We start from the raw sequence: 18,365 nt of genomic DNA on the forward strand, positions 1-18,365 counted from the left end.
CGATGTACTGGTGCAAAGGAGCTAGTGGGTTCGTTAATGCCTTTTGAAGATCAAAAGGGTAGGTTTTACTTGAATAGGTCGTTTATATCTATGTTACGGTTATACCGGTTGAAGTTTTTCCAGGGATTTGGTTTTTTCTCTAAGCGCTGAAAAATATTTTTTAAATGATAAGATCGAGGGGTTAATGAATTATCATTCAACTCTTCCCATTCCAAAGGGGTTGCTATAGGCGCTCCTTTTCTGGCTCGTAAAGAATAGGGTGTGATTGCTGTCATGGCATAATCATTGCGTAAAAAATCAATAAACACTTTATTGCCACGTTTGTCTTTTCTATGTTCTAGGGTGGTTATTTTAGGACATTTCTGATGTAGTCTTTCTGCAATTTTTCGTGATATAGATTTAATCTTATCGAATTTGTAGTGCGTTTTTAGTGGCAAATGAATATGAAGCCCACGAGAACCAGATGTTTTGACAAAAGCAGTGAGATCATATTCTTCAAATATTTTTTTTAAAGTAAATGCTGCCTCACGCACTTTTTCAAAATCATCATCTTGGGGATCAAAGTCAAAGATAATTTGATCAGGCTTTTCAATTGAAGATATTGTTGATAATGAAATATGTAATTCAAGAACATCTTGACCTGCCAGATAGACTAATGCTTTTTTGGAACTAATTCCCACCATGTTCATTTCAGAATTATCTTTCAGGGTGGGTACAGTATATTCTTTAATGAAATCAGGAAAATAATCGGGACGATGCTTGTTATAAAAACCATTTTCGTTGATCCCCTCAGGATATCGTTTCAGAGTAATTAGTCTTTTTTGTACAAAAGGCAAAAGGTAATCCGAGATTTTATAAAAATATTCTGCAACTTCCCCTTTTGAAATTTTGTCATCTGGATAAAGTAATTTATCTGCATGCGAGATATCAATACCAGCAATTTTCATAGTACCCTCTCCTAAATGGTTTGTCGCTATTTTGATTTATCCTCTCAGTGCACCTCTTTTGCATCCTTGTCTTTACGAAGACTTAAAAAACGGGGATGCCTTAATTTTCCATGTTGCGTCCATTACGTAAAACCGATTTCATCTAAAGAACGGCCAGTTAATACTAAATTTAGTTCTGAGCTGATTTAATTCCTTTTTTTAAAACTTTATGCATTTAGTATGTCCTAACTATAAATCTATTACTCTATTTGAGTGAATTCAATGAAAATGGTTGAAAATAGATACTGTTTTAGAGAGGGGGTATTGGCAATTAGTGAAAAATTATTTTTACATTTTTGAGACCTTACAAGCGTGGTGAAATTATGGTTTATAAAAAGTAAATCTCTTTTAATCCAGATTTATTCTGTTGCCTATAAAAAAAATAAACAAATATTCTTCAATTTAATTTTTTCTTAACAATATCGGCTTAAAATAGCGTATTTAAAATGCTTTTAAATTGATCATTATGTTTGTTTTATATTAATGATCGTTTTTTTAGAGTAGAGATTATGCCAAAACCGAAAATTTCCCCAGGACAAGCAATTTTGTTAGTTTTACAGGAGAATAAATTAACGACTAAAGAAAAATTACGTTTAGAAGCGCTTTATATTACTGGTTGTGAAAATGACGATGATATAGTTTTTTTATCTACAATTATTTCAGCTGCAATGAAGACTAACTCTTATTTACAGGCTGTAGATATTTCATTTGATACCAATATTATTGATACTGATGCGAGTCGGCGTTATTTTGAAACGCATTTAGCCTACCATACGACAATTACCGAAATAGAAAAACTTGATCCGGAGCAAATACAGGATCATTATTCTGATATTTTGGAGTTAATCAACAATTGTGACCCAGTACTTGGTGATAGCCTAAAAGATATTGCTGATGGAACGTTAACTTCGCCGTGGAATGATTTAGGTAAAATTAAAGAATATTTAGGTGCAGATGTAGCAGAATATTTGCAGGCTATCGGGGAAGCAAAAAAGAAATTTACCGCAGAAGAGTATGGAAAGATTAAATATGTTATTAGCGCAACCCTGTTAGGACTGATATGTACCCGTCTTTATGCTGATAAAGCAAAAGAGAACCCGGAATCATTTAAGGAGCTGCCTCTTAACATTTATGGTAAGGGGCTTTATGCACCTTCTTATCGCGGACGGCAAACACGTGATGGACTCCATTTTTTCTCAACCACGGGAATTTTGAAAAGTAATGCACCAGCTCCTTACCATAATGATCCTGTTCGTTATGCAGATACAGACAAACAGCATAGTTTCAATTTCAAACCAACGGAGAATAGCCAATACGTACTAGGTCAGAGCGAGAAAAATTGGAGCGATAATACTTTTGCAAAATTATTGCAACCTTTTGTAAATTCAATATCTGGAACGATGCTTTCTCAATTGAGGGCTTGTAGTTTGTTGTTGTCTGATAACAAATTTCAATTTAATGAAATAGGACCGTTTTCCAATTATATTAAGTGCCTCATTTCTTCCATGTTGTATCTTTCTGGAGGGCATACATTTTATGAGTTTACCTATCCTTTCAAGATTAAAGAAATTCAAGATGTTTATCGTGAAATTTTAGGTTTTGAAGAGCAAATGACTTTAAAAAACTTATTTTATCAGACTAACTCTGAGGCATTTGGAAAAGCGTTAAAAAGTGCGGGTGAATATAACTTGCAGATAGTGAAGCGTGCATTGGTGCATGAAGAATTAATAGATACAGTGAATACACGCTTGAGTAAATAATAAATCTATTTTTAAATCGAGTCTATATCCCATAAAATGTGTTCCATAAATATGAGATCCAGTTCTAAATGAAATCAGTCTGATATAAAAAATTTTTAATTTTTATATCAGAAGGACTCACATTGATTCATAGGGAGTCTTTGGTAAATAAGATCATGTCCAAGACTTTTATGAGCAGATCTTAATTGTAAGTGTTATTTATTTCGGGTTCAGTACGACTGTTTCCAAAAGTAGGGGGTCTGGATAAAAAACCATACTGAAGCATGTTTGATATAGACCATTGTACCTGCTGATGTTCTATTACTTGGCCATTACATGAGCTTAAAATAAGTTGTCCATTATTATTAAAAATAGAAAAATTTTTGTCATCCGCTAAATTTTGTATTGCATCAATGGATAACGATGTAGTTCTAGGATTAGTAATAATTGCCTTATAGATAGAATCCATACGGCTTTCCAGGGATTCATGATCCAATGATGCAAAATATTTTTGGATACAAAAAGATAATGATGCTGCACTTCCAGCAAGGGTTTTTACAAAGCCTTTTTCTCCGGTAGGTAATATACCTTCTTTAATCAAAAAATTACCCTCATTATCCGCCAGATAGAAACTATTTTGATCTTTACGAATATCAAGAACCCCTAGTTTATATACTCCATCATCACAACCTGTAGGTCCTAAGGCATCGGTTACAAGAATGATTTTGTTTTTAACTGTTTTTTGTATGAGAGAAATAAATGAGGATGACAAGTGTACACCATCAATAATAAGTTCTACGCCAGGGGGGCATTGTTCAGGGTTTTCAAGTATCCATTGTACAACATGGCTTTGAGCATCATTTACAGTAAGTTTTCGTATTTCCCTGCTACAGGTTTCTTGGCAACCATTACCTAAATGAGTAAATCCGCAAGCACCTGCTGCAACTGCCCTGCTAATCGCTTCTTTATCATCTGGATTACAGTGGCCAATAAATACTTTTACAAAGATTCCTTCTTGCTCAAGCACTTTTGTCTGTTTAATAAAATCTTCTGCGCCTGATAAATCAGGAGCAAGTGTTATTTTCCAATGTTTAATATCAGGAGCAACATCAATAATATCCCGAAATTTTTCCATTGAAATATGTTCTTGTAGTGCCTCTTCCGCATGAGCCCCTTTACATTTTTTGGCGATAAATGGGCCTTCTAGATGCACCCCAATGATTTGAGTACAACCTGGAACAGGATTTTGTTCTTTTTTCTTTATAAATTCATTAAGCTTGACTAATGATTTTTTTAAGTCGGATATTGGCATAGAGACGAGGGTCGCTAATGCATAAGAAAGGCCTGTTTTACCTAGTGTTTTGACGATGTGCTCCAATCCTTCATCACCCACCTCATCACCTAAAACGGAGAAATCAATACCTCCTTGACCATGGACATGAGTGTCTAACATTCCGGGCATTAGAAAATAGCTGCCTTTGGAATCAATAATTTTGTTATCCTGAAGATATGATAAATCATCCTCAATATTGAAAACTACCCTAAAACCACTTTCTGTAACCTGAACATGCTTTAATTCTTTAATTCCTGCATCGTTATAAACATAAATATTTTTAATGAGCATTTAATATTCCCACCCTGGATAATTTTATAATTATTACATATTCATCATTTTTTGACCCAATTAAAATTGAAAATATTTATTCTGAATGAGATGGTGCTTTTGTTATCTATGGAATCAATTAATGAAATTAACTCGATTAAATGATTAGTAATTTATCTTTTGCATTATTTTATATTATAATTGCCAAAATTTTGTTACAAGAGAAATATAATGCCTTCAAATCAACTTTCTTCATTATGCGAACAAATTGAAAAGCAAAATACGGATCATTTCGGTAAATTTTATATGTATGTTGCTTTGTTAAATACAGTGGCGGTGAGAAATAAAACTTTTGCTCATAGCTTACCCAGGTATTCTAGAGGACTGGCATTTTGGAGAGAAAATCATCTTGATATTGGCGATATACCAGTTGAGTTTACCAAGCAGCTTAATAGTTATGCGCAAGAGTTCATTAATCCACAGCCTCATTGGTCGAATACTGTCTATAATATTGCTATGGCTTATGTGCGTAGAGGGAAAATTTCAGATCTCACCTATATCATTGATCAAATGCTTAACCATCTAGTTGCAATACAAGGACATCAAAGCCATAACAATAATATTTATAATCACATTCATTTTGATGAAAAAAAAGAAGGCTTGATTGCATTTATTCAACAAGTTTCGATGCTTAATCAACAATTACTGTCCACAGTAGATAGTGGGTGTAATGCCGCCTTATCGTTATCGATGGTTACTATCGGAGCAGTGTTGATTTTAGCTTCTATTTTTTCTCTTGTCCCTACTGTGATAGGCTTGGGGCTTGTATTGGGTGGAGCATATGGTGCTTATCATTTTATGGAGCAAGCAACGGAACAAACCAAGCTGTTGGAAAAGCAAATGGATCAAGTAGTCCAAAAATTAAAGGAACTACCAAGAGATGAGAGCTTATTTGGTGATGAAAATTACAATGCTTTTTATGCCGCAGCAATTAAACCCTTGCCTTATGCAGCATTAACCGCAGCGGAACAATTAATGTTTGAGGATTCCCATAAGGAAAAATTAAAAGAACAACGCGAGACACTGGATCAAATGTGCGCCATTTTTTCGTATTGATTGAGCAAAATTTTGGTCATTGGAAGTATCTGAATCAAATATTCAGGTTAAACTCACAATAAACGGGAGTATGTGAGTCTTGCTATTTTAAAATGCACAACCCATCATAACTGAGGAAAATCAAAACAGGTCAAGATAATTGAAGCATATTTTGAGAATCCTCATTTTGAATAGGTGCAACTTTTTTATTCTCGAAAAAAGTAGTACGAAAAAAATCGTAACCTGATTTTGTAATCTTACTTCCTAATAAACTTGTGCCTATAGCAGTACCTATACTCATAGATGTTCCAATAAAACTCATTGGTGTTGTTAACAAATTAATACCCAATGTAACCCCTGTAGTTATATGATTTGAAATTTCTTTACTTAATCCCAAATGTTTATTGAGTATATATCCAGCTACAGGTGTTGCAATTGCTTGAATGGGTGAAGTACCTAGAGCAATAAGCAAAAGCGCTCGGACGGCCTGGTTAATCCAATATATAGAGTCAGGATGATAATGAAAACTCTGCAAATAATCAGTTACTCCTTCGTTGGTCAAAGTGATTAATACGGATAGTAAAAAGCCTTGCCGCGCTGCATCGGTAATTAATTGAATGAGTTCAGGAGAAAATAGCTCTGATAGCTTAAGGGAGTTAATAGCCTCACTGATCGTATTATTAAACTCAGTATGAGGGAATACTTGTGATGTTATTAAATTTGTACTGGAAAATGTTTGGGGGCTATTATGCATAAAACATTGGTCTGGAGTACAGTAAGGTACATTAGGTTCTGCATGACTCTGACTATTAAAAAGCCCATAAAACCATCTTTCTTCAGACTTTTTCTCTTCTTTTTGTTTTTTATTATCCATCATGGCTTTCCACTTTAATGTTGTTTCTATGGTAAGAAAAGAACTCGATTGATATTTTTGCTGTAAGCTCTATGCACAGATGATGGGAAAAGGTTCGCCAGGTTATTTGCTTGATTTTCCAACAAGATAACCGAGTAAGGCAGAGATTATTGCAGTAATCACCAAAGTGGCCCATTTTCTGTCTTCATCAAAACTTCTTATATTGAAAAATACGGAAACACAATAGCAAAAAACACCTAAAATCATAATAAGAACAATGACGAAAAGAAGGCAGTCTTTTATTCGTCTGATTTTGGCATCAGTTGGATGTTCTTTATGAAATGAGTTTTTTTCAGGATTAAATTTTTTCTCGTCTTCAGATGAGCTCTTTTTTTGCCCCATGTCCATGGCTAAAACCTAATTGAAAATAACAACCTATGTTTATAGTATCATAACAAATATCTGGAAACATAAGGGATGATTCATGTTTCTGCATATATTTTATAGTCTGAATTAGGTATGATTAGCCTACCAGAAAAATATGGGGCAATTATGAAAAAATTAGTTCTTCTTTTTATTGTGTTACTTCCATTCAATGTGCTTGCTAATGATGAAGTAAACCCTAATTCTTATTTCAATAATAACTGTGAGAATTTAAAAGATCCTGATGAGAGAAAAGATTGTTTAAATATTGAAAAAGGAAATCAAGCAGAACAAAACTTTAGAAATTTTGAGCAAGATAACCAAATGCCCTATCAACAAGATTTTTGAAAAAATATCACAATTGTAAGCCAATTTTGATTGAAATGATGGTTGTAACTATTGCTGTATTTCGAATTGCAAAAACATAAGGATTGATTATTCAATAATGGGGGGAATTAAAATCTTATTTCACCCTAAAGTATATTTCTCTAAAGATTTACTGGAAATGATCTATTTATGAACTATATATACATATAGAAGTCATTTTTGTGGATTCAAGGAGGAGTATGATGAAAAAATATATAATCACATCGCCAGCTTTATTGATGACCTTAAGTTTGGTTGGTTGCAATACAATGAATGACGTTAGCCAATACAGTAATTCAACTGTAGGTACTGGTGTAAAATATGGAGCTACTGCCGTGGGTACTGGTGTTGGTTACATAGCAGATACTGGTGCTTTTATAGGTAGTGGTGTTGGTAAAGTAGTAGGGACAGGAGTTGGTGTTATATCGGGTCAACCAGCTACTTATCACAATGTTGGTACCTATCATAATAATCAAGTTATTTATCACAACGGACATCACTATATGTTGAAAAATGGCCGTTATGTTCTTGTTCAGTAAATCTGATTTAGCTTCTGCTTAAATTCATTTAAATGATTTAATTTAAGCAGAAGCCGTGCCTCGAATTATATCCATCAATTTGAAGATCTCCATTCACAAGCTTCAAGTCCATCGACTATGTTTTTAGTGGGTACGAATACCTCTTGAGATTCAATAGGTTTGACAAGATCTTTCGCTACGAGAACTGTATCAGGGGGGGCATGTTTTTGCATGTGACCGGCAATGTCTATAACTCTGTCACTAAATTCCTCTAAGGGAGTTGATAAATCATAATAAACGAAACCAGTATTTATCCCACAACGAACATGAAAGTCTTGTTTCATCATTTTAGTCGATTTATTAAAATCAGGAAGGCTTGAGAGAATATCTTTTGCAGCTTCGAAGGCTTGTTCTGTCGTATTAAAACAACTCATCACCCCATCAGGTGTCCAAGCTGCTTTAATATACCCATGTTCCTTAAATTTACATACAATGAAATCGTGATATTGATTAAAATCATTCTCAACTATCACTGGATCTTCGCCAATTTTCATATTAGTGGAATCGACCACGTCGATTGCTAAAAATGATAGGTTTCTTCCTGTTTTTTCAAGTTCTTTTTTAAGTTGGATAAATTCTTTCAATAACGTTTGCCTGTTTTTTTCCTTGAGTTTACCTGGTTTATCTATGGTTTCTTCCATTTTTTTCACCAAGGTTTGTTGTTCTTTGGTTATTGCTCGATTTTTAAATTCCTCTAAATTAACTTTCATTTTAATTTTTTGGAGGGAAAGTATGTAACCAGAAATAATGGATGAAATAAATAATAAGCCAACTATGGGAATCACCCTGGAAAGATCCCAATTCGCTATTCGTGTAGGTACATAGTGTTTTATAGTAGTATTAAGTACCTTGTCTGTTTGAATTACAGGTTTTAAATAGGGATATGAAGATAAATTACCGACATAGGGGGCAACTATCCCCAAAAATATCGTGAGTATTAAGCACCATACCAGGAGCTTTAGCCCCCTTAAAATAAAAAGACCAAAGAGATAAATTGCTTTCATTTTTAGGCTTAACTTATCTTTAATTGATCTAATTATAGTTGATTTTTTTTAAAGTAATCTATTTCTCCACGAATTTCTCTTGCTTATAAATGTATAAAAAGCCATTATTGGAATTTAATAAATTTAAATTTTTAATTTATAAACCAAATGATTAGATGATCCTATAACTTTCAATAAGTTCTTAATGTTGGCTCTATGGAAATAAATGGTGCAATATGATAAGATTTGCATTAGACTAAACATGTTGAAATACTCAAACAATGCCTAATACAGATACCCGTCGCGTAAGAGAAGATTACTGGTACACGTCTGCACAAATTGTAGATGTTGGAAATGCTTGGCAACTTGAAAGTCCCGAACGACTTTTTTTATACTCATCCAGAGAAACTTTAAACTGTACATCCTTTGAAGCATACCATGTCCCACGCTGGGAGGACTTGCCCAAAAAAATACTTTTGCCTTTAAATCTAAATGGTAATCATTGGACAGCAATTGCTCTTAACGTAAGTCAAGGGGCTGATCATCAAGTAAACGTTAATCTCGGGTATACCGATTCGTTGAACGCTGACACAAATTTTGCAAACCATTCCCCTTTAATTCGACAAGAGATTGCAAGAATCGAAGGTATTTTTCGTCAAGCTTATGGTCCGGGTCAATTGAACATGAGATCAGCAGTTTATCCACATACCTGGACACAACCAGATGGTTCTTCTTGTGGTCCATACTCGCTTATCAATGGTGCTCGATGCCTCGATAATCGAGGGCGAGAAGCTAACCCAGGAAGAAAAATAGTTCGAGAGCAACAACTTAACATGATGGCTCAAGGAACAGCAATGAGAAGTTGTTCTACATGTAATGCAGTTGATGAAATATTGTTAGATTGGATTATTGATCGTGCTCAAAACGGTGAATCGTTGCGTGTCATAACCGAAGATAATGTTTTGGATATTTGTTTTTATTATGCACATAAACATCATCGCGATCCTGTTGAAATTGGACAAATATTTAATAATGAGTACGGTTCTAGTAGTGTAAACGTGTCGTTGTCTCCTAACCAGGTCAATGTACGTGTCAGGGAAATTATTGGTGAACTGGGAATTCAACCCGCTCATTATGTTACCCCCCCCATTCAAAAACATCCTGTTTCCAATGGGTATGAAGAAGATTTCTCAGACCTAAGTATTGAGGAATTGATTGAGATATATCAATTAAATGAACCGGTGCAACACGTTGCTGCTTTGATTGCTCAAGAAAATATTACCCAAAAAATAGACAGCATTCGTAAAACTTTATCTGAAAGTATAGAGGATGATGTGTTTGTATTTGAATTAATGCAACAGATCACACTGCAAATGTATAGAGGTCATCAGCTAGAAGCTGAAAACTTAATTAAAGACATTTTAGGTAAGGGACAACATAAGGAGCTTCTAGATGAATGTCTTGGCGTGATCTCTGATGTGGTTGGAATGAGAAACTTTTCTCAAGATAATGACGAGAAATTTATTTATCTGGCGAGTGCCTATAAATCTCTAGCCGATGCGATGAGTCAGGTTAAAACAGTTGATCTTAAAACGCCTAATAATATTCTAGATGCACATGTTTCTTTATTGCAGGGAGCTATTGACAGGAATAATGCATCTTTGCTAAGGCAAGTGTACTTTGCTATTAAAGATTTTAGTTCAGCATTGCTAGAATATATCACTGGTGGTATATGGCAATCTGATATCAAACGTATCACAGTTATTAGTGAGCGCTTGAAAACGACTGAGGGTAATATCAGTACAGATCAACTTCAACAAGAACGAACTGCAATTGAAACAATTTTAAATGCAAAAGCCAGTTTAGAAAGAGAGCTGGGCGACGATTTAACGTTTCAAAAACCAGGACTAACAATCTCTGCTCAATAAGCAGAGATAGATTAAATGATGAACACAGTTTAAAAATTAGAAATATCAACAGCTCCTGAAAATCAAAAATGAAATTATTATATAAATCAGCTTGTTTTAGCTTAATCAGTGTGAGTTATTAATATTTGCTTAATAATTATTCTTTATAATTTAGTATTCAGCCTAAATCTAAACACAATTGTTTTGGTGAATCTATGTACGATAAAAAAGATGAAAATATTAAAGTTCGAGTAAAAAATGCAGTTGATGTTTCTGGAAGTTTTGATAATTGTTTTTTTCATAACTATGCACTTTATTTACTAACTAACCATCAAGCTCTTCCTGAAGACTTATTTAACTTCAAATCGATTTTGGAAAATAGTAAAGCAACGCAACTACTCCATTATTTTCCTAATCAAAAATCGTTGAATCAAATTTCATTATTAGACACTTCAAAAGATAATGCTTCAAATTATCTTTTTGAAAAAACTTTGATATTGGGTTTCTTATTTAGAGAGTGGTTTCCTACTCAATTAATGGAACATCCTGAATTAGGTAATGAAATGCTAGAGGGGGAGCATGGTGTATTCTCTGGTTTCGAAAATTATAAGGAATACAGAAAATTTATGTCCAAGGAAGAATTATATACTTCGGAATTTAGTGTTTTATACGAAGCTAACCAAGAATTTTTAGAATATTATTATAATCGTTCATTAGGAAAAATAGATAAGAACTCAGCTTTTGAAGAATATTTTGCTCATGCATCTTCAAATGAAGAGGCAATTAGAAATTATTGGAATATAGAAGGGTATGCTTCTTATTGTAAATATATGGCTCAACCGCAAGTGAAATTATCCCACATCGAAATTATGGCAATGATGAAGCTTGTAAATCAACCCTTGACTATTTACGATCGTAGCACTGCCGCCGTTGTGGATGAGTACCGTAACCTAAATGCAACTTCACCCAAGTTTGAAGTGGCTCTTCATGCTTCAGAAGGTCATTATTTTCTTTTAAAAACGGATGAAACAAAAGAAGATTTAGAAGAGTATGTACAAAGTCAGCGACAATATAAAAAAGATAGAAGTGAACTTCTTTCTCACTCAGAGAGGCCTGTTTCTTCTTTATTTGTTAGAGCAACTTGTCCTAAAGGACATTTAGATGATGAGCCTTTCGATGCATTAATTGAAAGAGTTTCTGAATTAGAGAATTTGCGAAAAGTAGAGGATAAAAAACCAGTGGGTCAAAAATCAACTACTGCAAGTCAGAACACAAATCATAACTTCCTTTTAAATCTTGGTTCATCAATCGTTGGAACATCGGCTGCATTAGTTACTCTTGTGGGAATTGCCATATTAACCGGACAATATGATCCAGGACCTAGTTTGGTAGAGGAGGCAGTAGCAACTACTGTTATATCGAGCGTTGCTGGATTAGGTTATAGTTTATATAATTTTTTCACATCTAATGCTCAATCTAACTCTTCAAAAGAGCCAGAACAAGTATCCAATTTATCTCAAAAACAAAAGTTGAATTAACTCATGTAAAATAGGCATCAAAAGCGTGATAAATGTTTTTGATGCCACTAATCGCCTTTTATCCTATTCAGCATAATCCTGCTTTATTTTCAGTAAAACTTATATCTTGCCTGCTTTCGTATCACCAATGTTTGCTTTGCATGCGTTTTTATGTAGAGTTGAATTCTGTATCAATACGATGCATCTTTGTTTATGCAAGTAACATGTTTTATGGAATAAGTTTTGTTTAACGATATTAAAATGAATTTAATGTTTTTGATGTTGAACTCACGTTACTTATTTATGGAGAATAAACCATGCCAAAGCTTCATCATAATTTTGAACTCATAGAAGTAAACAACACCTTACCTGAGAAAATTGCTTCTTCTTTATTAAAAGGGATTACTGAAAAAAGGATATTAAAAGATCATTATGGTGCTTATTATTTGATTAAAAAGCCCGATGCATTAAATCTAAACGATGTGTTTAAAGGGTATCTTTCGGAAGAGCAATTGCAAAACCCTGATTTTGATCCCAAAGAACATATTTTCTCAATTCAGCTTGAAGGAGCTTTTTTAGAAATAGTAATCCCTCGTATGGCAAAGAAAATGTTTGAAGGAGTTTTAATTGTTCCTGAAAACTACCTGCATGTAGAAAAAGACAAATCTATTGGAGTCATCTCCAAATTTATTAATAATTTTTCGGAGTTTTTATCCCAAAAGGATGCAATAAAAATAGAATCTTTATTTGATCGAGAGCATTTACCTAGACGCAAAGATTTATCTCTTACTCCTGAAGAAGCAATTATCATTGGCCAATTATATGCTGTGGCTTTGGTATTTAATTTGTGGGATTTATTAAACTCCAAATTACTTAATTCAGGATATTGCCTCAAAGAGGGTAGAAAGCAAGCTGCGATCGTTGATTTTGGTTGTGGGGCTACCCTGAGTTATAAAGGAAGGCATGCTGATACCCTTGCTATGGATGATCCTAATTTTTCACCTGCTAAAAAAATCGATTATTCATTTTTCGGACAATATTATCGGGATCATTACCGTCATGGCCATGCTTTACCTTTCGATCAATTGGTTGGCCCTCTTTTACCTCATACGATAATTTCTGATTTATTTAATATGTCAGAAAAAGATACTATTAGCCAAGCGATGCTACAAGGATTTTGTCAGGCAATTACTACTGCTGAAAAAAATATGGCTCAAAACCCTGATTTATTCGAGGAAGGATTAACAGAGTCTTATACCGCGATTACCTTAGATTCCTTTGTTCAAGCAAACGAATTGCAATCTCATTTAAATAGTGAGTTTTATAGCATAAAACCCAGAAAAGACTCCCACTCTTTAATTAATTTGCTTCAACAACGTCTCAATAGCGCTAAAATGTTAATTTCTCAATTCCAGGCAGGGATATCTGCAACTTCGATTCAAGAGGAAATACGGGATTATTATTATCATTCGCAATATATAGGTAAATATTAATTACTTGGTTCGATGGCAATTTTTTGATTTTTGTTATGCTTATTTTTAGAATAGTTAACCTTTTAATTCTAAGGAGTAGGGTAATGGGCTTTAAATTTAATTTAGGATTCGTCTTTCTATTTAGTGTGCCATCACTGTTATTTGCTGATGATACTTTAATTTTTGCTATTGATATTATTCGTCATGGTGATAGGACACCAATTATTTCTATACCTGCTGTTAACTATCAATGGAAAGAGGGGAATGGTCAGTTAACCGCAGAGGGTATGCGACAAGAATATAATATGGGTAAGGAGTTTCGTAAAAAGTATGTTGAACAGTCCCATCTGTTGCCAGAAAACTATGAATATGGAACAATGTATGTTCGCTCCACTGCATACGATCGAACCTTGATGAGCGCAGAGTCATTGTTAATGGGGCTATATCCTCTTGGAACAGGGCCAATGATCGAGCATTCATCACCTGCTTTACCGCAGGGATTCCAGCCTATCCCTATTTTTAGCGCTCCTGCAAAATATGATGAAATTATTGTTCAACAAGTTAGTTCTGAAGAGCGTACAAAACTCTTTGAACAATATGTTTATTCAACGAAAGAATGGCAACAAAAGAATAATGAGTTAAAAGATAAATACCCGCTGTGGAGTCGTCTGACAGGTATCCCAATCAACAGTTTAGCGGAATTGCAATTATTAGGTGATACCTTATATGTGCATCAAACTCATAATGTACCACTACCAGAAGGACTTACTGAGGATGATGTCGAAACAATTATCAAAGCAAGTAACTGGGCTTTTATGGCGCAAGAAAGGCCAAAGCAAGTAGCAAATGCTTATAGCACTAAGCTAATGAAAAATATAGCGAATTATCTTTACAGCGGGAGTCAGAAAAAATCCAGCTTGAAGTATGTTTTATTATCTGCTCACGATACCACTATTGCGGGTGCTTTGAGTTTTATGGGAGCTCCTTTAGAGACAGCCCCACCTTATGCTTCAAATCTCAATTTCTCACTTTACGAAAGTGACTCCGTTGGTTATAAAGTAAAAGTCACTTATAATGGTAATCCCGTTCTGATTCCCAGTTGTGGTAGTTATATATGTGAATTGCAACAATTCATGAAATTAACGAATACTGTGCAAAATAAATCTTAACTGTTCCTGCAAATGGGGCTCTCTGTCGAATATTTAGATTTTCGCTAACATCTGTGAAAGTATAGGGGGCCGGAACAATGTATTTTGCGCTAAATTTTACCTTCTAGATTGTTTTTTATCAATTACCTGCTGTTGATAGTGACGTTTTCAATTATTTCGTTCTAAATACCCGTCACCCTCGGCGAAAGTGGGGCTGGTTAAGGTTATACTGTAAGGTTGAATTTCTGTCTATTTGTTCTATTTTAGACCACCCTGCTTTTTGCGGAAGGCGGTATTCGTTCGAATGTACTTATAAGTATCTTTCTTTGATATGAGTAAAATAATACTGTGGGTTCAACTCTTCGCCTGTTGCCTGGCGTAATAGCTCTTGATAGGGATATAATCTACCTTTATGGTGTAAATGTTCTCTAAGCCAACCTAATAAAACCTTGAAATTGCCTGCCTGTATATGATCTTTAATGTTGGGAATTGATTTTTTTAAAGCAGCAAAAAGTTGCGCAGCGATTAATGCGCCTAACGTATAAGCAGGAAAATAGCCAAAAATTCCTGATGGCCAATGAACATCCTGCATCACTCCATTTTTATCATCCCCTAGAGTTGATAAGCCTAAATATTTTTGCATATAGGCATCCCATACCGTGGGTAAATCATCAATCGTAATTTCAGAAGTAAAGAGTAATTGTTCTATCTCATAGCGAAGAATTACATGTAAAGGATAAGTAACTTCATCTGCATCAACACGAATAAATCCCGGTTTGACCTGTGTATAATGATAGAGCAGATTTTCTACAGTTAAATTTTGGGTCTCTGGAAAATACTTTTGTGCAAGGGGGGCTATAAAATGGATGAATGATAAACTTCTACAGATTTGCATTTCGATAAACAATGATTGGCTTTCATGAACTGACATTCCCAGGGAATGGCCTACAGGTTGGGTGCTCCATTCTTGCAACAACCCTTGTTCATATAGGGCATGGCCAGTTTCATGAGTAATTGCCATCAAAGAGGATAGGAAGTCTTGTTCGTTATACCGAGTGGTGATGCGCACATCACTTGAAATACCGCCACAGAATGGATGATGGCTGATGTCTAATCGACCATGATTAAAATCAAATCCCAAATGAGCCATAATCTCCATTCCGAATTGTTTTTGCTGTTCAATAGGGAAATGGCCTGTAATTGGTTTTATTTCACGTTGGGTTTGTTTTTCGAGAATCATGGAAAGAAGGGTAGGTATTTCTTGTTTTAGAGAGTTAAAAATAGGCGTGATCGATTTACAATCTAAATCCGGCGAATATTCGTCAATTAAAACATCTAAAGAAGATTTCTGAAATACTTGAGATTTGATATCGGCTATGGTTTTTACCTTTTTAAATAGTTTTTTTAAATATGGTTTAAATGCCCGCCAATCATTTTTTACGCGTAACTCCCTCCATGTTTGGGCACAAATTAAAGATTCATTAGTATATTCCTCGACTAATTTTGCAGGAATACAGGTTGATTGCTGATACTTTTTTTCTATCCAATACAAATTTCTCTGCTGCCACAGTGACAATCCATTTATATCTTTTGCTTGTTTGATTAGCTCAGCTACTTTTTTATGTGTTAACCAGCCATGTTGAACTGCGCTTAAGGTAGCTAAAGCTTCGGCACGTGCTTGTCCTCCACCGATAGGCATCATTGCTGCTTCATCCCAAGAAACAATAGCAGTTAGATTTTCAAAATCATAATACTTCTTTAGATGTTGTTCTAATTTTTGATATGCGTTCATTAATAGGCCTCCCCCTGGATTTTTAAAACATCCCAATAATTTAGTTGATTAACGCAACAATTAACATGCCAAGTTACTTGAACGTATTTCTTCAGTTGGTGCTTCAAACTGTACCACACGTTGATGAAATTTCATTACTGTTGAGCGATGTGCAATACTTATTACAGTTGTTTGGGGTAGTTTTTCTTTTAAAAGGTTATAAAGTTGATCTTCACTTTCTTCATCCAATGAAGCAGTAGCTTCGTCTAAAAAAAGCCAATCGGGTTTCTTTAATAACGCTCTTGCAAAAGATATTCGTTGTTGTTGGCCAAGGGATAATCTTTTTGACCAGGTATCTTTTTTATCTAATTCTGGAACAAACCGTTCCATTTTTCCGCCAACAGCAAGTAAAGCTGTTTTATATTGTTCCTCAGTATAGGTGCTAACGGGATCAGGATAGGCAAGTATGGCTCTTAAAGAGTCATATGGAATTAATGGTTTTTGAGGCAGGAAATAGGTTTTTTGCTGTTGGGGGATACTAATTTCTCCTTTACCATGTCTCCATGTATTGCGAATTGCTTTGAAAAAGGTACTTTTACCAAAACCTGAAGGTGCTTTGATTAAGGTGTTCTCTCCCGGCTTAAATTCTAAATTTAAATGGCGCATAATATATCCGGGATTGGATGGTTGTGGATAGGCAATATTTAAATTTTTTATGATTAATGCATTTGATGGAGAGTTCTGGATGCGAATATCCTTTTGATTCACTTTGCTGTTTTCATTATCGAGTTCTTCCTCAAGTTCGATGATTCGTTCGATACTCGTTTGATATTTTTTTAGGGAAGTATAGGAGTCAACGAACCAATTTAAGGCTTTACTGACCTCACTAAAAGCAACCCCAACTTGCATAATTTGATTAAAATTGATTAAGCCTGTGAAGTAAGCAGGGGCAGTAAAAAAATAGGGCAATATTTCGGCAATATAGTTATAGCTTGTTTGAAAAGCGGAAACCTTGAGTTTAACCCACAGTTTTTGAAATGCATTTTGAGAGATTTGCTCTAAATCCTTTGCTAATCTTTTTTGGTGATATTGCTCTCCGGCTTCCAGAGCTATATTTTCAGATTCATTATGGACAAACTCCAAATCCTTCCTAAATTTTGCCTCTAAACGTTCCTCTTTTTGATTCATTGTTGCCAATGACTTGCCTAACATATGAGTAATTACGCTATTGATTAATGCAACAAACAACGAAGTCCAGACTAGATATCCAGGGATAATAATAGTAGCGCCAAATACTACTATAGGTAAGGAGCTCCCCAGGATCCATAGGGTGCCTATAAAAGCGACTAAAGTTAATGAAGACCTTAGAAAATCAGTACTTAATGAAAGAGTGCGTTCCACGAAGTTATCAATATTATCTTGAATACGTTGATCTGGATTATCGATATGCGGTGAAACACGGGCTAAATCTAAATAATTTTTTTTACCAAAGAGGTATTTATTAATGAGTTTTGTGGTTAACCAAGAGCGCCATTGAATAGATAATGTTGTAGTTAAATAATCCATTAGTGTACCAACACCAACTATAGCCGCACTGGTTAAAGCAATTATGCCGCTATAAAATAGAAATCCAGTGAGTTCTTTTGCTGTAAGCGCAGCCCAAAATCCTAAAAATCCCCAGGGGAGGCTGGCGGCAAGTCCAACAAGAGCAATGATGCAGAGTATCATGCTACCGAGCAAAAGCCATGCGATTGATTTTTGGTCGGATCGAATAAAATAATCACTAAATAACTGAAATGCTTTTTTAAGATAAGAAGGTTTGATTGATTTTTTTTTCATTTTATTGTTTTTATAATGAATTATTTGGGCAAAATATATTATTTATTTCTCCTTCTATCATACTTTTTTGATTTTCGAAAGCAAT

At 34.6% G+C, this 18,365-nt stretch carries 15 protein-coding genes; 8 read left to right on the forward strand and 7 right to left on the reverse strand.

Annotation, left to right across the window (positions count from 1 at the left end; all coding sequences use genetic code 11):
* Nucleotides 1-65 precede the first annotated feature (65 nt).
* Nucleotides 66-947 carry a non-homologous end-joining DNA ligase gene (ligD, locus tag EKG34_RS00195; RefSeq protein ID WP_012978955.1) on the reverse strand — a complete coding sequence of 294 codons (882 nt, stop codon included), beginning with the start codon at nt 945-947 and terminating at the stop codon, nt 66-68.
* Nucleotides 948-1,495: 548 nt separating this feature from the next.
* Here ligD and EKG34_RS00200 point away from each other — a divergent pair.
* Nucleotides 1,496-2,746 carry a hypothetical protein gene (locus tag EKG34_RS00200; protein WP_003632336.1) on the forward strand — a complete coding sequence of 417 codons (1,251 nt, stop codon included), beginning with the start codon at nt 1,496-1,498 and terminating at the stop codon, nt 2,744-2,746.
* Nucleotides 2,747-2,927: 181 nt separating this feature from the next.
* On the opposite strand, the gene EKG34_RS00205 is transcribed toward EKG34_RS00200, so the two are convergent.
* Nucleotides 2,928-4,349: a hypothetical protein gene (locus EKG34_RS00205; RefSeq protein ID WP_003632335.1), complete on the reverse strand. Its 1,422-nt coding sequence runs from the start codon at nt 4,347-4,349 to the stop codon at nt 2,928-2,930.
* A 210-nt stretch (nt 4,350-4,559) separates the two neighbouring features.
* Between EKG34_RS00205 and EKG34_RS00210 the strand changes: the two genes are divergently transcribed.
* Entirely contained in the window at nt 4,560-5,444 is an 885-nt protein-coding gene (locus EKG34_RS00210; protein WP_003632334.1) for a hypothetical protein, read from the forward strand.
* A gap of 130 nt (nt 5,445-5,574) precedes the next feature.
* On the opposite strand, the gene EKG34_RS00215 is transcribed toward EKG34_RS00210, so the two are convergent.
* Together EKG34_RS00215 and EKG34_RS00220 are read right to left on the reverse strand one after the other, a co-directional pair.
* Nucleotides 5,575-6,300 (reverse strand): hypothetical protein, encoded by a 726-nt coding sequence (locus tag EKG34_RS00215; protein ID WP_003632333.1) that lies wholly within the window; start codon nt 6,298-6,300, stop codon nt 5,575-5,577.
* 99 nt (nt 6,301-6,399) lie between these two features.
* Nucleotides 6,400-6,684: a hypothetical protein gene (locus EKG34_RS00220; protein ID WP_003632332.1), complete on the reverse strand. Its 285-nt coding sequence runs from the start codon at nt 6,682-6,684 to the stop codon at nt 6,400-6,402.
* Between the two features lie 144 nt (nt 6,685-6,828).
* Here EKG34_RS00220 and EKG34_RS00225 point away from each other — a divergent pair, with 144 nt between their 5' ends.
* Together EKG34_RS00225 and EKG34_RS00230 are read left to right on the forward strand one after the other, a co-directional pair.
* Nucleotides 6,829-7,047 (forward strand): hypothetical protein, encoded by a 219-nt coding sequence (locus EKG34_RS00225; RefSeq protein WP_223799999.1) that lies wholly within the window; start codon nt 6,829-6,831, stop codon nt 7,045-7,047.
* Between the two features lie 287 nt (nt 7,048-7,334).
* Nucleotides 7,335-7,604, forward strand: coding sequence for a hypothetical protein (locus tag EKG34_RS00230; RefSeq protein WP_231852883.1), 270 nt, complete (start codon nt 7,335-7,337; stop codon nt 7,602-7,604).
* Nucleotides 7,605-7,678: 74 nt separating this feature from the next.
* Here EKG34_RS00230 and EKG34_RS00235 read toward each other — a convergent pair whose 3' ends face one another.
* Complete coding sequence (locus tag EKG34_RS00235; protein WP_003632328.1) at nt 7,679-8,647, reverse strand: hypothetical protein; 969 nt, start codon at nt 8,645-8,647, stop codon at nt 7,679-7,681.
* A 260-nt stretch (nt 8,648-8,907) separates the two neighbouring features.
* On the opposite strand from EKG34_RS00235, the gene EKG34_RS00240 reads away from it, so the two are divergent.
* The 4 genes from EKG34_RS00240 to EKG34_RS00255 all read left to right on the forward strand — a co-directional run bounded on the left by EKG34_RS00240 (nt 8,908) and on the right by EKG34_RS00255 (nt 14,691).
* Nucleotides 8,908-10,554: a Ulp1 family isopeptidase gene (locus EKG34_RS00240; protein WP_003632327.1), complete on the forward strand. Its 1,647-nt coding sequence runs from the start codon at nt 8,908-8,910 to the stop codon at nt 10,552-10,554.
* Nucleotides 10,555-10,748: 194 nt separating this feature from the next.
* Entirely contained in the window at nt 10,749-12,071 is a 1,323-nt protein-coding gene (ceg23, locus tag EKG34_RS00245; protein WP_003632326.1) for a Dot/Icm T4SS effector Ceg23, read from the forward strand.
* A gap of 296 nt (nt 12,072-12,367) precedes the next feature.
* A complete protein-coding gene (locus tag EKG34_RS00250; RefSeq protein WP_003632325.1) occupies nt 12,368-13,543 on the forward strand; it encodes a hypothetical protein in 1,176 nt (391 codons plus the stop codon).
* 83 nt (nt 13,544-13,626) lie between these two features.
* Nucleotides 13,627-14,691, forward strand: a complete 1,065-nt coding sequence (locus EKG34_RS00255) for a histidine phosphatase family protein (RefSeq protein WP_012978956.1) — start codon at nt 13,627-13,629, stop codon at nt 14,689-14,691.
* A gap of 289 nt (nt 14,692-14,980) precedes the next feature.
* On the opposite strand, the gene EKG34_RS00260 is transcribed toward EKG34_RS00255, so the two are convergent.
* Nucleotides 14,981-16,462, reverse strand: a complete 1,482-nt coding sequence (locus tag EKG34_RS00260) for a carboxypeptidase M32 (protein ID WP_012978957.1) — start codon at nt 16,460-16,462, stop codon at nt 14,981-14,983.
* A gap of 60 nt (nt 16,463-16,522) precedes the next feature.
* Nucleotides 16,523-18,280, reverse strand: coding sequence for an ABC transporter ATP-binding protein/permease (locus EKG34_RS00265; RefSeq protein WP_003632322.1), 1,758 nt, complete (start codon nt 18,278-18,280; stop codon nt 16,523-16,525).
* Nucleotides 18,281-18,365: the final 85 nt, after the last annotated feature.

This window comes from Legionella longbeachae (assembly GCF_004283175.1).
GTDB classification, from domain to species: Bacteria; Pseudomonadota; Gammaproteobacteria; order Legionellales; family Legionellaceae; genus Legionella; species Legionella longbeachae.

Coding starts and splice junctions, on each gene's coding strand:
- EKG34_RS00230 (WP_231852883.1), top strand. CDS start 7,335: ATGAATGACGTTAGCCAATACAGTAATTCAACTGTAGGTACTGGTGTA.
- EKG34_RS00200 (WP_003632336.1), top strand. CDS start 1,496: ATGCCAAAACCGAAAATTTCCCCAGGACAAGCAATTTTGTTAGTTTTA.
- EKG34_RS00240 (WP_003632327.1), top strand. CDS start 8,908: ATGCCTAATACAGATACCCGTCGCGTAAGAGAAGATTACTGGTACACG.
- ceg23 (WP_003632326.1), top strand. CDS start 10,749: ATGTACGATAAAAAAGATGAAAATATTAAAGTTCGAGTAAAAAATGCA.
- EKG34_RS00255 (WP_012978956.1), top strand. CDS start 13,627: ATGGGCTTTAAATTTAATTTAGGATTCGTCTTTCTATTTAGTGTGCCA.
- EKG34_RS00250 (WP_003632325.1), top strand. CDS start 12,368: ATGCCAAAGCTTCATCATAATTTTGAACTCATAGAAGTAAACAACACC.
- EKG34_RS00220 (WP_003632332.1), bottom strand. CDS start 6,684: ATGGACATGGGGCAAAAAAAGAGCTCATCTGAAGACGAGAAAAAATTT.
- ligD (WP_012978955.1), bottom strand. CDS start 947: ATGAAAATTGCTGGTATTGATATCTCGCATGCAGATAAATTACTTTAT.
- EKG34_RS00260 (WP_012978957.1), bottom strand. CDS start 16,462: ATGAACGCATATCAAAAATTAGAACAACATCTAAAGAAGTATTATGAT.
- EKG34_RS00215 (WP_003632333.1), bottom strand. CDS start 6,300: ATGATGGATAATAAAAAACAAAAAGAAGAGAAAAAGTCTGAAGAAAGA.
- EKG34_RS00235 (WP_003632328.1), bottom strand. CDS start 8,647: ATGAAAGCAATTTATCTCTTTGGTCTTTTTATTTTAAGGGGGCTAAAG.
- EKG34_RS00205 (WP_003632335.1), bottom strand. CDS start 4,349: ATGCTCATTAAAAATATTTATGTTTATAACGATGCAGGAATTAAAGAA.
- EKG34_RS00265 (WP_003632322.1), bottom strand. CDS start 18,280: ATGAAAAAAAAATCAATCAAACCTTCTTATCTTAAAAAAGCATTTCAG.
- EKG34_RS00210 (WP_003632334.1), top strand. CDS start 4,560: ATGCCTTCAAATCAACTTTCTTCATTATGCGAACAAATTGAAAAGCAA.
- EKG34_RS00225 (WP_223799999.1), top strand. CDS start 6,829: ATGAAAAAATTAGTTCTTCTTTTTATTGTGTTACTTCCATTCAATGTG.